This window comes from Streptococcus sp. V728 (genome assembly GCF_052077995.1).
In the GTDB taxonomy this organism is placed as follows: domain Bacteria; phylum Bacillota; class Bacilli; order Lactobacillales; family Streptococcaceae; genus Streptococcus; species Streptococcus infantis_B.
In genome coordinates, this window is sequence record NZ_JBQJJH010000002.1 from 714,785 (window position 1) to 727,877 (window position 13,093).

16 protein-coding genes are annotated in these 13,093 nt (G+C 40.6%); 3 read left to right on the plus strand and 13 right to left on the minus strand.

The window, feature by feature from the left end:
- The first annotated feature begins 4 nt into the window (after positions 1–4).
- Together ACTO1Y_RS04795 and nusB are read left to right on the plus strand one after the other, a co-directional pair.
- Complete coding sequence (locus ACTO1Y_RS04795; RefSeq protein ID WP_006150382.1) at positions 5–394, plus strand: Asp23/Gls24 family envelope stress response protein; 390 nt, start codon at positions 5–7, stop codon at positions 392–394.
- Positions 387–809 (plus strand): transcription antitermination factor NusB, encoded by a 423-nt coding sequence (nusB, locus tag ACTO1Y_RS04800; RefSeq protein ID WP_006150319.1) that lies wholly within the window; start codon positions 387–389, stop codon positions 807–809. The genes ACTO1Y_RS04795 and nusB overlap by 8 nt, the downstream gene beginning before the upstream one ends.
- 118 nt (positions 810–927) lie before the next feature.
- Here the strand turns inward: nusB and ACTO1Y_RS04805 are convergent, their stop codons facing one another.
- The 13 genes from ACTO1Y_RS04805 to ACTO1Y_RS04865 form a co-directional block, all read right to left on the minus strand.
- The gene (locus ACTO1Y_RS04805) at positions 928–1,695 is read right to left on the minus strand and encodes an acetyl-CoA carboxylase carboxyl transferase subunit alpha (RefSeq protein WP_006150350.1); all 768 of its coding nucleotides are present in this window, start codon (positions 1,693–1,695) and stop codon (positions 928–930) included.
- Complete coding sequence (gene accD, locus ACTO1Y_RS04810; protein ID WP_006150078.1) at positions 1,695–2,558, minus strand: acetyl-CoA carboxylase, carboxyltransferase subunit beta; 864 nt, start codon at positions 2,556–2,558, stop codon at positions 1,695–1,697. Before accD ends, ACTO1Y_RS04805 begins: the two co-directional genes overlap by 1 nt.
- 34 nt (positions 2,559–2,592) lie before the next feature.
- Positions 2,593–3,960: an acetyl-CoA carboxylase biotin carboxylase subunit gene (gene accC / locus ACTO1Y_RS04815; RefSeq protein WP_441348536.1), complete on the minus strand. Its 1,368-nt coding sequence runs from the start codon at positions 3,958–3,960 to the stop codon at positions 2,593–2,595.
- An 11-nt stretch (positions 3,961–3,971) separates the two neighbouring features.
- The gene (gene fabZ / locus ACTO1Y_RS04820) at positions 3,972–4,394 is read right to left on the minus strand and encodes a 3-hydroxyacyl-ACP dehydratase FabZ (protein ID WP_006150183.1); all 423 of its coding nucleotides are present in this window, start codon (positions 4,392–4,394) and stop codon (positions 3,972–3,974) included.
- Complete coding sequence (accB, locus tag ACTO1Y_RS04825) at positions 4,391–4,873, minus strand: acetyl-CoA carboxylase biotin carboxyl carrier protein (protein ID WP_006150115.1); 483 nt, start codon at positions 4,871–4,873, stop codon at positions 4,391–4,393. The genes fabZ and accB overlap by 4 nt, the downstream gene beginning before the upstream one ends.
- 2 nt (positions 4,874–4,875) lie before the next feature.
- Positions 4,876–6,111 (minus strand): beta-ketoacyl-ACP synthase II, encoded by a 1,236-nt coding sequence (gene fabF / locus ACTO1Y_RS04830; RefSeq protein ID WP_006150427.1) that lies wholly within the window; start codon positions 6,109–6,111, stop codon positions 4,876–4,878.
- Between the two features lie 22 nt (positions 6,112–6,133).
- Complete coding sequence (gene fabG, locus ACTO1Y_RS04835; RefSeq protein WP_006150279.1) at positions 6,134–6,868, minus strand: 3-oxoacyl-[acyl-carrier-protein] reductase; 735 nt, start codon at positions 6,866–6,868, stop codon at positions 6,134–6,136.
- 32 nt (positions 6,869–6,900) lie between these two features.
- Positions 6,901–7,821 (minus strand): ACP S-malonyltransferase, encoded by a 921-nt coding sequence (gene fabD, locus ACTO1Y_RS04840; protein ID WP_006150173.1) that lies wholly within the window; start codon positions 7,819–7,821, stop codon positions 6,901–6,903.
- Positions 7,814–8,788 carry an enoyl-[acyl-carrier-protein] reductase FabK gene (gene fabK, locus ACTO1Y_RS04845; protein ID WP_006150194.1) on the minus strand — a complete coding sequence of 325 codons (975 nt, stop codon included), beginning with the start codon at positions 8,786–8,788 and terminating at the stop codon, positions 7,814–7,816. Before fabK ends, fabD begins: the two co-directional genes overlap by 8 nt.
- 116 nt (positions 8,789–8,904) lie before the next feature.
- Entirely contained in the window at positions 8,905–9,129 is a 225-nt protein-coding gene (locus tag ACTO1Y_RS04850) for an acyl carrier protein (protein WP_000257840.1), read from the minus strand.
- A 59-nt stretch (positions 9,130–9,188) separates the two neighbouring features.
- On the minus strand, positions 9,189–10,163 hold the full coding sequence (locus tag ACTO1Y_RS04855; RefSeq protein ID WP_441348537.1) for a beta-ketoacyl-ACP synthase III: 975 nt from the start codon (positions 10,161–10,163) through the stop codon (positions 9,189–9,191).
- On the minus strand, positions 10,163–10,597 hold the full coding sequence (gene fabT / locus ACTO1Y_RS04860; protein ID WP_441348538.1) for a fatty acid biosynthesis transcriptional regulator FabT: 435 nt from the start codon (positions 10,595–10,597) through the stop codon (positions 10,163–10,165). Before fabT ends, ACTO1Y_RS04855 begins: the two co-directional genes overlap by 1 nt.
- A 91-nt stretch (positions 10,598–10,688) precedes the next feature.
- Complete coding sequence (locus ACTO1Y_RS04865) at positions 10,689–11,474, minus strand: enoyl-CoA hydratase (protein WP_254726521.1); 786 nt, start codon at positions 11,472–11,474, stop codon at positions 10,689–10,691.
- 253 nt (positions 11,475–11,727) lie between these two features.
- Between ACTO1Y_RS04865 and ACTO1Y_RS04870 the strand changes: the two genes are divergently transcribed.
- Positions 11,728–13,092, plus strand: coding sequence for an aspartate kinase (locus ACTO1Y_RS04870; protein ID WP_441348539.1), 1,365 nt, complete (start codon positions 11,728–11,730; stop codon positions 13,090–13,092).
- Position 13,093 lies beyond the last annotated feature (1 nt).

Sequence of the window (13,093 nt, forward strand, 5' to 3'; positions counted from 1 at the left end):
TTCTATGGGAATTGAAGAACAATTAGGCGAAATCGTTATCGCCCCACGTGTACTTGAAAAAATCATTGCTATCGCTACAGCTAAAGTTGATGGTGTCCACTCTTTTTCAAACAAATCAGTATCTGACACCCTTTCAAAACTTTCACTCGGCCGTGGTGTCTATCTAAAAGAATCTGAAGAAGAGCTAACAGCTGATATCTATCTCTATCTTGAGTATGGTGTCAAGGTTCCTAAGGTTGCAATGGCTATTCAAAAAGCTGTAAAAGATGCCGTTCGTAATATGGCTGATGTTGAACTCAATGCTGTGAATATTCACGTTGCTGGTATTGCACCAGATAAGACACCAAAACCAGCATTAAAAGATTTGTTTGATGAGGACTTCCTCAATGACTAGTCCATTATTAGAATCCAGACGCGAACTAAGAAAATGTGCCTTCCAAGCACTGATGAGTCTTGAATATGGTTCTGATATTGAAACTGCTTGTCGCTTCGCTTATACTCATGATCGAGAAGACGACGAGGTAAAACTCCCTAGTTTCCTAATCGATCTTGTATCTGGTGTTCAAGCTCAAAAAGAGGAACTAGATAAACAAATCACTCAGCATTTAAAGGCTGGTTGGACGATTGACCGTCTAACCTTAGTAGAAAAGAATCTATTGCGTTTAGGAGTCTTCGAAATTACTTCTTTTGATACTCCTCAACTCGTAGCTGTGAATGAAGCTATTGAACTTGCAAAAAGCTTTTCAGATCAAAAATCAGCCCGTTTCATTAACGGACTGCTCAGTCAATTTGTAACTGAAGAAAACTAAATCTCTAAAAAGTGTTTGACTTCCGTCAAACACTTTTTACTAAACTTCCATCGAAATTTGGAATTCAGGCAAACAAAAAAGCTAGAACTAAATATAAGTCTAGCTTTTTTTGTATTTCTTAGTATTTTCTAAAGCGTTGGTAACGTTCCTCAATGAGTTGATCTAATGGAAGTTTCCCAAGTTCATTGAGTTTTTCCTGAAGTTGTTCTTTGACTTGCTTGATTAAATCTTTGCTTGATAGACCTACCTCAGAGATAACCTTATCAACAATTTTCATATCTAGCAATTCAAAAGAAGTAATCTTCATCAACTCTGCAGCTTCCATGGCACGACTGCCATCCTTCCAAAGGATAGAAGCAAAACCTTCAGGACTGAGAACTGCATAGATAGAGTTCTCTAACATCCAGACACGGTCAGCTACTGCAAGAGCAAGAGCTCCACCAGAACCACCTTCACCAATAATAATGGCAATAATTGGTACCTTAAGATCGCTCATCTCCATGAGGTTACGAGCAATGGCTTCACCTTGACCACGCTCCTCTGCTCCTACACCAGGATAGGCACCCGCAGTGTTGATAAAAGTGACAATAGGACGACCAAATTTTTCAGCCTGTTTCATCAAACGAAGAGCTTTTCGATAGCCTTCTGGATGAGGTTGACCAAAGTTACGGTTAAGATTGTCTTGTAAACTTTTACCTTTTTGGATTCCAACAACAGTTACTGCTTGGTTTCCCAACCAACCGATACCACCAATAACAGCACCATCATCTCGGAAGGAACGATCTCCATGCAATTCAACAAATTCATCAAAAATTCCTGTCGCAAAGTCCAAGGCAGTTAAGCGGGTTTGTTCACGTGCTTCTCTGACGATTTTTGCAATATTCATCAACAATCCCCCTTATGTAACCTTACTAATCGTGCAATCATATCTGGCAATTCTCTCCGTTTAACAATCGCATCCACAAAGCCATGTTCTAACAAAAACTCTGCCTTCTGGAAATCCTCTGGCAAATCTTCCCTTACGGTATTTTCAATGACACGACGTCCAGCAAATCCTACCAAACTTTGAGGCTCTGCCAAGATAATATCACCTTCCATGGCAAAGGAAGCTGTAACACCTCCGGTTGTTGGATCTGTTAGGATAGTCAGATAAAAGAGACCTGCATTGGAATGACGTTTAACTGCTGCAGAGATTTTAGCCATCTGCATCAAACTCATGATTCCTTCTTGCATACGTGCTCCACCAGATGCTGTAAACAAGACGACTGGTAATTTTTCAGCTGTCGCGTATTCAAACAAACGAGTGATTTTTTCACCAACTACTGTTCCCATAGATGCCATGATAAAGTTGGAATCCATGATTCCGAGAGCAACTTTTTCACCCTTAATCAAAGCAGTTCCTGTAACAACAGCCTCATCAAGCCCTGTTTTTTCACGCATAGAGGCTAATTTTTTCTGGTAGCCTGGAAATTCCAATGGATCCTGCGTCTCAATCCCAGTAAACATCTCTAAGAAGCTTCCCATATCGATGGTCAAAGAAAGACGCTCTTGAGCTGAGATACGGAAGGTATAGCCACAGTGAGGACAAATACGCTCACTCCCTAGATCTTTTTGGTAAATGGTGTGTTTACAACCTGGACATTTTGAGAAGAGTTCGTCTGGAACCTCAGGTTTAGCTTGGGGCTTTTCTCTAAGTGAACGATTGGGATTAATTCGTATATATTTATCTTTTTTACTAAATAGAGCCATACATCCCCCTTTTCAGTCTCATACTCTTTTTATATTATTCTTTTTCTTGATAGTGTGGTAAGAAAGTTTCCATCAAGAATGAAGTATCGTAGTCTCCTGCTATCACTCGACGATCAGAAATCAAATCGAGCTGAAAATCAGCATTGGTGACAACCCCTTCAATTTCGAGTTCATAAAGAGCTCGTTGCATTTTCATGAGTGCATCAAAACGATTTTCACCATGAACAATAATTTTAGCAATCATACTATCATAGTATGGCGGAATGCTATAACCAGGATAAACTGCAGAGTCAACACGCAAGCCCACACCACCACTTGGTAGATAAAGATTGGTAATCTTCCCTGGGCTTGGTGCAAAATTAAAGGCTGGGTTTTCTGCATTGATACGGCACTCAATGGCATGTCCTTTTAGAACAATGTCTTCTTGTTTCAAAGTCAATGGTTGACCCGCTGCGATACGGATTTGTTCCTTGACAATATCTACACCTGAAACAAATTCGGTTACCGGGTGTTCCACTTGGACACGCGTATTCATCTCCATAAAGTAGAATTTGCCACTTGCTTCATCTAGTAGGAATTCAATGGTACCAGCATTTTCGTAGCCTACAGACTCCGCTGCACGAACTGCCGCAGCACCAATTTCATTACGAAGGGTTTTTCCAATAGCAATCGAAGGACTTTCTTCTAAAACCTTTTGGTTATTCCGTTGAAGCGAACAGTCACGCTCACCAAGGTGAATAACATGTCCCATTTGGTCAGCAAGAATCTGTACTTCAATATGGCGAGCAGGATAAATCACACGCTCAAGGTACATAGCTCCATTACCAAAGTTGGCTTTGGCTTCACTAGAGGCTGTTTCAAAGGCTGACACGAGATCTTCTGCTTTTTCAACCTTACGAATCCCTTTTCCACCACCTCCAGCTGAAGCTTTCAGCATAACTGGATAACCAATTTTTTCAGCAATAGCAAGAGCCTCTTCTGCTGTATGGACCTCTCCATCTGATCCTGGAATGACAGGCACGTTTGCCTTAATCATTTGAGCACGGGCGTTAATTTTATCTCCCATGACATCCATGACGCGAGCTGATGGTCCGATAAATTTGATCCCAACTTCTTCACACATAGTTGCAAATTTGGAATTTTCACTTAAGAAACCAAATCCAGGGTGAATAGCTTCAGCTTCAGTCAATACCGCAGCTGATAGGATGGCATTGATGTTCAGATAAGATTCTGTAGCCTTCCCAGGGCCGATACAGATAGCCTCATCAGCCAAAAGCGTGTGGAGAGCTTCCTTGTCAGCAGTTGAATAAACAGCAACTGTTGCAATTCCTAATTCTCGTGCCGCACGAATAATACGAACAGCGATTTCACCACGATTGGCAATTAAAATCTTACGAAACATGGAAAACCTCCCTAGTTTCCAATAGCAAAGGTTAGAGTACCGCTTGCTGCAAGCTTACCATCTACTTCTGCCTTCGCTTCTACTACGGCGATGGTGCCACGACGCTTGACAAAAGTTGCTGTCATGACAAGCTGATCACCAGGAACAACTTGTTTCTTAAATTTCACTTTGTCCATACCAGCATAGAAAACAAGCTTCCCTTTGTTTTCAGGTTTTGATAATTCCAAGACACCTGCTGTTTGTGCCAAAGCTTCCATGATCAAGACACCTGGCATTACAGGATAGGCTAGAAAGTGTCCGTTGAAGAAAGGTTCATTAATCGTTACATTTTTAATAGCAACGATTGTATCTTCACTGACTTCCAAGACACGATCCACTAAGAGCATCGGATAGCGGTGGGGCAAAGCTTCTTTAATTCCTTGAATATCAATCATTTGATACGTACCAAGCCTTTCCCGAACTCAACCATTTCTTCATTGGCAACAAGAATTTCTGTTACGACACCATCTTTAGGTGCTGGAATTTCGTTCATGACCTTCATAGCTTCGATGATGACCAAGGTTTGGCCTTTTTTAACAGTATCACCAACTGAAACAAAATTAGGTTTATCAGGTCCGGCAGCCAAATAAGCAACTCCGACAAGTGGACTTTCTACAAGGTCTCCTTCAGCTACAGACTCAGTAACACTTGATTCTGAAGCTGCTTCTGCAGCTGGTGTTGTAGTTGGAACTTGTGGTGCAACTGTAGGTGTAGTTGCTGGAACCACAGGTTGAGGTATTGGACTTGTTTCTGCAACAAGTTTTGCTTCATTCTTACTGAAGACCAACTCATCCGTTCCATTTTTATAAGAAAATTCTTTCAAGCTTGACTGGTCAAATTGTGCCATCAAGTCTTTGATTTCATTTAAATTCATCTTTACTTATTCTCCCAACGTTTGAAAGCAAGAACTGCATTATGTCCACCAAATCCAAAGGTATTTGAGATAGCATAAGGAATTTCACGTTCCACTCCTTGTCCATAAATTACGTTTGCTTCAATGTAGTCTGATAATTCTGTTGTTCCAGCTGTCATTGGAACATAGTTGTTACGAATTGCTTCAATTGTTGCAATGGCTTCAACTGCACCTGCTGCACCGAGCAAGTGTCCTGTAAATGACTTGGTTGAAGATACAGGTACTTCCTTACCAAGAACCGCTACAATCGCTCCACTTTCTCCTTTTTCATTAGCTGGAGTTGATGTACCGTGGGCATTGACATAGGCTACTTGGTCTGGTGTAATCTCAGCTTCATCCAAGGCAAGTTTGATAGCTTTAATAGCCCCTTGACCTTCTGGATGTGGTGAAGTCATGTGGTAAGCATCACAAGTGTTACCATAACCAACAACTTCGGCAAGGATAGTTGCTCCACGTTTTTCTGCGTGCTCTAAGCTTTCAAGAACCAACATACCTGATCCTTCACCCATGACAAATCCATTACGGTCTTTGTCAAATGGAATAGAAGCACGAGTTGGATCTTCTGTTGTTGAAAGAGCTGTTAAGGCTTGGAAACCTGCAATCGCAAATGGAGTAATAGATGATTCTGAACCACCAACCAACATGATATCTTGGAAACCAAACTTAATAGAACGGAAGGCATCTCCAATAGCATCATTTGATGAAGCACAAGCTGTATTGATAGATTTACAGATACCATTTGCACCAAAGCGCATAGCAACATTTCCTGCTGCCATATTTGGCAAGGCTTTTGGAAGTGTCAATGGTTTTACACGTTTTGGTCCTTTTTCGTGAAGTCGAAGGACTTGATCTTCGATTTCTCTGATTCCACCGATACCTGATGCAACAATGACACCAAAGCGATCTTTATCAAGCGCTTCTACGTCAAGATTTGCATTGTTCACCGCTTCTTGAGCTGCATACAAGGCATATAAAGAATAATCATCGAAACGATTGGTATCCTTTTTTACAAAGTATTTGTCAAACGGAAAATCGTTAATTTCTGCTGCATTATGAACATCAAAAGCGCTGTGATCAAACTTAGTGATTTCACCAATTCCAATGTTTCCATCTTTTAGATTGTTCCAAAATTCTTCTGGTGTGTTCCCGATTGGAGATGTTAATCCATAACCTGTTACTACTACTCGATTTAGTTTCATTTTCATACCTCTATTTTAACTCTTATTGCATGGTTAGTCCACCATCAATTGCAATGACTTGTCCCGTTAGATAATCTTGACTTGCAAGAAAGGCTGTGACCTCTGCGACTTGCTCAGCTTGGCCAAATTGTTTCATCGGAATTTGTGCCAACATAGCATCTTTTACCTTATCAGATAGAACTGCAGTCATATCAGATTTGATCATTCCTGGTGCAATGGCATTGACACGCACATTGCGATTGGCTACCTCACGAGCTACTGATTTGGTAAATCCAATTAGACCAGCCTTAGAAGCAGCGTAGTTCGCTTGACCGATATTTCCCATCAAACCAACGACACTCGACATGTTGATAATGGCACCTTCACGTGCTTTTATCATCTGCTTTAAGACTGCTTGCGTCATATTGAAGGCTCCCGTTAGATTGACTTTCAAGACCTTCTCAAAATCTTCTTCTGTCATCTTCAGCATGAGGGTGTCTTGAGTGATCCCAGCGTTATTCACTAGGACGTCAACTGAGCCTAGTTCTTCAATGGCTTGGTCTACCATATGTTTTGCATCTGTGAAGTCTGAGACGTCACCAGAAATAGCAAGAACCTTCACCCCGTAAGGTTTAAATTCGTCTAGAAGCTCCTCGGAGATTTCACCACGACTATTCAAGACAACGTTGGCTCCCAAGCTAGCAAATTTGTGAGCAATGGCGAGACCAATTCCTCGACTTGAGCCTGTAATAAAGACATTTTTCTGTTCTAGTTTCATTTTTCTCCTTTCAGAACTTCTACTATTTTGGTCTAATTTTCTAAGAGTGCTTGTAAACTTGCTTGATCTTCAACATTTGCAAGTTGAGCAGTTTTATCAATCTTTTTGACGAATCCTGACAAGACTTTTCCAGGGCCAATCTCGATAAAACGAGTGACTCCCGCTTCTTGCATGACTGCAATGCTCTCATAAAAACGAACAGGTTCCTTAACTTGACGAGTCAATAGTTCAGCAATTCGTTCTTTTTCCATGACCTTTGCTTCTGTATTTCCAACAAGAGGACAAGCAAAATCAGAAAATTCAACTGCTGTCAGGGCTTGTGCTAATTTTTGACTTGCAGGCTCCAATAAAGCTGTATGGAAAGGTCCAGAAACATTTAGAGGAATCAAGCGTTTTGCTCCCGCTTCCTGCAAAAGTTCAACTGCACAATCTACTGCAGCTACCTCACCACCGATAACAATCTGGCTTGGAGTATTGTAGTTAGCTGGAGTCACAACGCCAAATTGAGAAGCATCTTGACAAGCTTGTTCAATAACTTCAACTGGAGTATTGAGTACGGCTACCATTTTACCAGACCCAGCAGGTGCCGCTTCTTCCATATAAGCTCCACGTTTAGCAACTAGTGCCACTGCATCCTCAAAATTCAAAGCGCCACTAGCTACAAGGGCTGAATATTCTCCAAGTGACAAACCTGCCACCATATCAGGCTGGTAACCTTTTTCCTCTAGAAGTCGGTAAATCGCAACTGAAGTAGCCAAAATAGCTGGTTGTGTGTAACGAGTCTGATTTAACTTTGCTTCATCATTGTCAATCAAATCACGGAGATCATAACCCAAGACTTGGCTAGCTTGATCGATTGTTTCCTTGACGATAGCATATTGGTCATAGAGCTCGCGACCCATTCCTAGGTATTGAGCTCCTTGACCTGCAAATAGAAAGGCTGTTTTAGTCATTTCTTGTAACTCCTGCCCAACGAGCAGCTTCTGATTGAATCTTTTCAGCTGCACCGTAGTAGATATCTTTTAAGATTTCTTCAACAGTTTCTTCTTTAGAAACCAAACCTGCAATCTGACCGGCCATCACTGAACCACCATCCACATCACCATGGACAACAGCTTTAGCGAGAGCTCCCGCACCCATTTGCTCAAAGATTTCCAAATCTGGATTTTCTTGTTTAAAGGCATCTTTTTCAGCTTGCTCGAAATCACGAGTCAATTGGTTTTTGATGGCACGAACTGCGTGTCCAAAATGTTGTGCTGAAATCGTTGTATCAATATCACGGGCTTTTAAAATCTTAGCTTTATAGTTTGGATGAGCATTAGATTCTTTAGCAACTACAAAACGAGTTCCTACTTGAACAGCTTCTGCACCAAGCATAAATCCAGCTGCAGCTCCCTCGCCGTCTGCAATACCACCTGCAGCGATTACAGGAATTGAAACAGCCGCCGCAACTTGGCGAACCAAGGTCATAGTTGTTAATTTACCAATATGTCCGCCGGCTTCCATACCTTCAGCAATGACGGCATCTGCACCGATTTTTTCCATGCGTTTCGCCAATGCAACACTAGGAACTACAGGAATAACGGTAATTCCAGCATCATGGAATCGCTCCATGTATTTGCTTGGATTTCCTGCACCAGTTGTGACTACCTTAACCCCTTCTTCAATAACGAGGTCAACAATATCATCTACAAATGGAGACAGAAGCATAATGTTAACACCAAAAGGTTTATCTGTTAAAGATTTAATCTTATCGATATTAGCTTTAACAACTTCTTTAGGTGCGTTTCCTCCACCAATGATTCCGAGACCACCAGCTTTTGAAACAGCTCCAGCCAAATCGCCATCTGCCACCCAGGCCATTCCACCTTGGAAGATAGGATATTTAATATTTAATAGTTCAGTGATACGTGTTTTCATATTGCCTCCATAAGTCTTGCTTACGTAATAGTTCGACCTTATTATAATTTGACGATCAAACTATTACCTAAACAAGAGGGAGCGGGTCTCCCCTACTCCTTCTTTATTTATTCTAATTATTTTGTTTGCTCTTCAACGTAAGCAACCAAGTCGCCAACTGTTTTCAAGTTGTCTTCAGCTTCGATTTGGATATCAAAAGCGTCTTCGATTTCTGAGATTACTTGGAACAAGTCCAATGAATCTGCATCCAAATCATCAAAAGTAGATTCAAGTGTTACTTCTGATGCATCTTTTCCAAGTTCTTCAACGATAATTTCTTGTACTTTTTCAAATACTGCCATGATAGACTCCTTTAAAATAAATAGTTTTTTTTATAACAATGTGATCACCACATGATTACCTAAATTGTAACAATAAGTGTGCCCCATGTCAAACCTCCACCGAAACCTGACAAGAGAATTTTTTGGCTACCATCTAAATTGATGAGCCCTTCTTCTACACACTCAGAAAGTAAAATCGGGATACTTGCCGCACTGGTATTTCCATACTTCATCATATTAGCAGGAAGTTTGTCACGATCGACACCGATTTTTCTAGCCATCTTATCTAAAATTCGAATATTAGCTTGATGAAGCAAGAGATAATCGAGTTCATCTGCTGATATTGGACTTTTTTCGATGGTCTGTTTAATAGATTTAGCCACGTCTCGAATTGCAAAGTCAAAAACTGCTCTCCCATCCATTTTCAAGAAAACATCTGGTTCTTCTTGAATCGAAAATGGTGAAATCAATCCTGTCTTTCCATAGGTGAGACACTCACCACGAGAACCATCGCTATTGAGACTTTCTGCTAAGAAATGTTCTTGATCACTTGCCTCAAGTAGCACTCCGCCAGCTCCATCTCCAAACAAGACAGCTGTTGAGCGGTCAGACCAGTCCAAAGATTTTGACATGGTCTCACTACCGATAACAAGACCTTTTCGATATGTTCCTGAAGATATGAACTTTTCTGCAGTTGATAAGGCAAAGACAAATCCACTACAAGCGGCTGTTAAATCATAAGCAAAAGCCTTATGAGCGCCGATTTTGGCCTGAACACGAGCAGCTGTTGAAGGCATCATCGAGTCAGGTGTCATAGTAGCCAGAATAATGAAATCTAGCTCTTCAGCAGAAATCCCTGCCTTCTCTAGAAGTTGCCTTGCAACCTCTGTCGCTAAATTTCCTGTTGATTCTGTCTTAGAAATATGACGTTCTTTAATCCCTGTCCGACTTGAAATCCATTCATCACTCGTATCCATGACCTGAGCCAAGTCCTCGTTTGTGACAATCTGCTCTGGAGCATAATGAGCGACCTGGCTTATTTTTGCAAAAGCCATTATTTCAAATCCTCCAAAAAGTGATAAAGATTAGTCAACCCTCTACCCATAACATCCATTTCCTCAGGGCTCATTCCTTCGATAATTCTTTCGACCAGGGCCTTATGGAAACGTTTATGGAGACGATGTACAAGGCGACCTTTCTTTGTCAAATGTAGATGTACTACACGACGATCCTGATCTGAACGAATCCGTTCGATGTATCCTTTTCGCTCCAGATTGTTTAAGCTCGTTGTCACAGTCCCTAGTGTTACCATCAACTCTTTGGAAACTTGACTAGGAGTCACTTCTGGATACTTACCGATAACATCAATCGTATGCATTTCTTTGATAGAGATATCTTTGAAACGACTACCTCGCAAACTTACTTCCTCGATCACTAGGACGTTGTTAAAAATTGATGTTAAATAGTCATTGACTTGTTGGTAGTCCATTTCTCTTCCCTCCTTACCAAAAAAAGTTTTATAATCAAAACATTTGACTAGAAAAGTATATCAAACTTCAAAGAATTGTGCAAGCATTTTTTTATTTCCCGACAAATTTTGGACGTCTTCTCTCAGAATGTGCACGTACACCTTCTTTAAAATCTTCTGTGTAGGATAGTGATTCTTGCAATTCTAATTCAAGTTTAGCGTATTCATGCCACTGTTTAAACTCACTTTCCCAAACAAGTTTCTTAATCGCAGCATAGGAATTTGAAGAACCGCGTCTCAACTTCTTCAACAATTGTTCTCTAGTTTTTTCTAATTGTTCACTAGTGCATAGGCGATACAAAGCTCCTGCTTCAAAGGCTTTTTCAGCGGTAAAAGCTTCGCCTGTCATTGCTAATTGAGTTGCTCGAGTTGCACCTAGAGATCGTGTAAGCAAGAATAAGCCACCTGCATCAGGAGCTAAGCCCACACCTACAAAAGCCTGGATGAATTTAGCTTTGTCAGATGCAATACAGAAATCAACTGCTAGGGCCATATTTGCTGCGGCTCCAGCAACTGCTCCGTCAACTTCCATGATGACTGGCTTAGGAATCTGTTTAATCTTATAAGAAATTGTATTAACCAATTCAGCAATTCGTGCAAGTGAAGCAATATCATCTTCATCGACAGCACGTTTCATCTCAACCAAGTCTCCACCGACCGAAAATACCTTGCCTGCTGCATTGATGAGAATAAATGAAACAGAATCGTCTTTTTCAGCCAATTCCAGTGCTTCTAAAATTTCTTCACACATAGGAATATGGAAACCATTTGCCACTTCGGGACGATTTAAAGTAATTGTTGCTAAATCGTCTTGAATTTGAAAGATAATATGATTCATAGCTGCTCCTTTAATTTAAAAAGCTGATTAAATTATTTTATCTTCAAAGTATATCTTTTTATTTCCATTTACACAAGCAAAAATCGATAAAAAGTGTATCAGCCGATTTTGTAAATATATTTTCTATCTTTAAAATAGTTTGGTTGAGATAATCATGTCCAGACCTCTTACAAGAAGCTGGCTTTCCTATTGCAGATTGAAAAAAGACCTCCTTTCTGCTATAATCGTATAAAATACTATCTTAGGAGTTCTTATGAAAGTTGTAAAATTTGGAGGAAGTTCACTTGCCTCTGCAAGCCAGTTAAAAAAGGTTTTAGACATTGTAAAAAGTGATCCTGAACGTCGTTTTGTAGTTGTATCTGCACCAGGAAAGCGTGATGCTGAAGATACCAAGGTTACAGATGCTTTGATTAAATATTATCGTGACTATGTGGCAGGAAACGATATCAGTGCTAGTCAAAACTGGATTATCGACCGTTACGCTGCAATGGTTAGCGAACTAGGACTGAAACCAGCTGTTTTAGAACGAATCTCTAAAAGTATCCGAGCACTCGCTACTCTTCCAATTGAAAACAACGAATTTCTTTACGATACTTTTCTCGCTGCAGGGGAAAATAATAACGCTAAACTAATCGCAGCTTACTTCAACCAAAATGGATTAGATGCACGCTATGTTCATCCACGAGAAGCAGGTATTGTTGTAACAAGCGAACCTGGAAATGCTCGTATCATTCCTTCAAGTTATGATAAAATCGAGGAACTCAATAATGGCACAGAAGTCTTCGTTATTCCTGGATTCTTCGGTGTCACCAAAGAAAATCAAATTTGTACCTTCTCCCGTGGTGGATCTGACATTACAGGTTCAATCATTGCTGCCGGTGTCAAAGCAGATCTTTATGAGAACTTTACTGATGTTGACGGAATTTTTGCAGCACACCCTGGTATTATTCATAAACCACACTCAATCCCTGAATTAACTTACCGTGAAATGCGCGAATTGGCTTATGCTGGATTTTCTGTACTCCATGACGAAGCTCTCTTGCCAGCCTACCGTGGGAAAATTCCTTTGGTTATCAAGAACACTAATAACCCTGACCATCCAGGAACTCGTATCGTACTACAACATACCAGTGATAAATTCCCAGTAGTGGGAATTGCTGGTGACTCTGGCTTTGTTAGCATCAATATGTCTAAGTACCTTATGAACCGCGAAATTGGTTTTGGCCGCAAGGTACTTCAAATTCTTGAAGACTTAAATATCGGTTGGGAACATATGCCGACTGGTATCGATGACCTTTCTGTCATTTTGCGTTCACGTGAATTGACACCTATTAAAGAAGAAGAAATCCTTCGTCAACTTGTGCAAAAAGCAGAAGTCGATCATGCTGAAATTGAACACGACCTCTCTATCATTATGATTGTTGGTGAAAAGATGAAGCGTCATATCGGGGTAACTGCTACTGCTACTCGCGCCTTGTCTGAAAATAATATCAACATCCAAATGATGTCCCAAGGGTCTAGCGAAGTTTCTATCATGTTCGTTGTCCACAAAGACCAAGAGAAAGCAGCTATTAAGGCTCTTTATCAGGCATTTTTTGGCGAAAATAAGGAAGACTAAA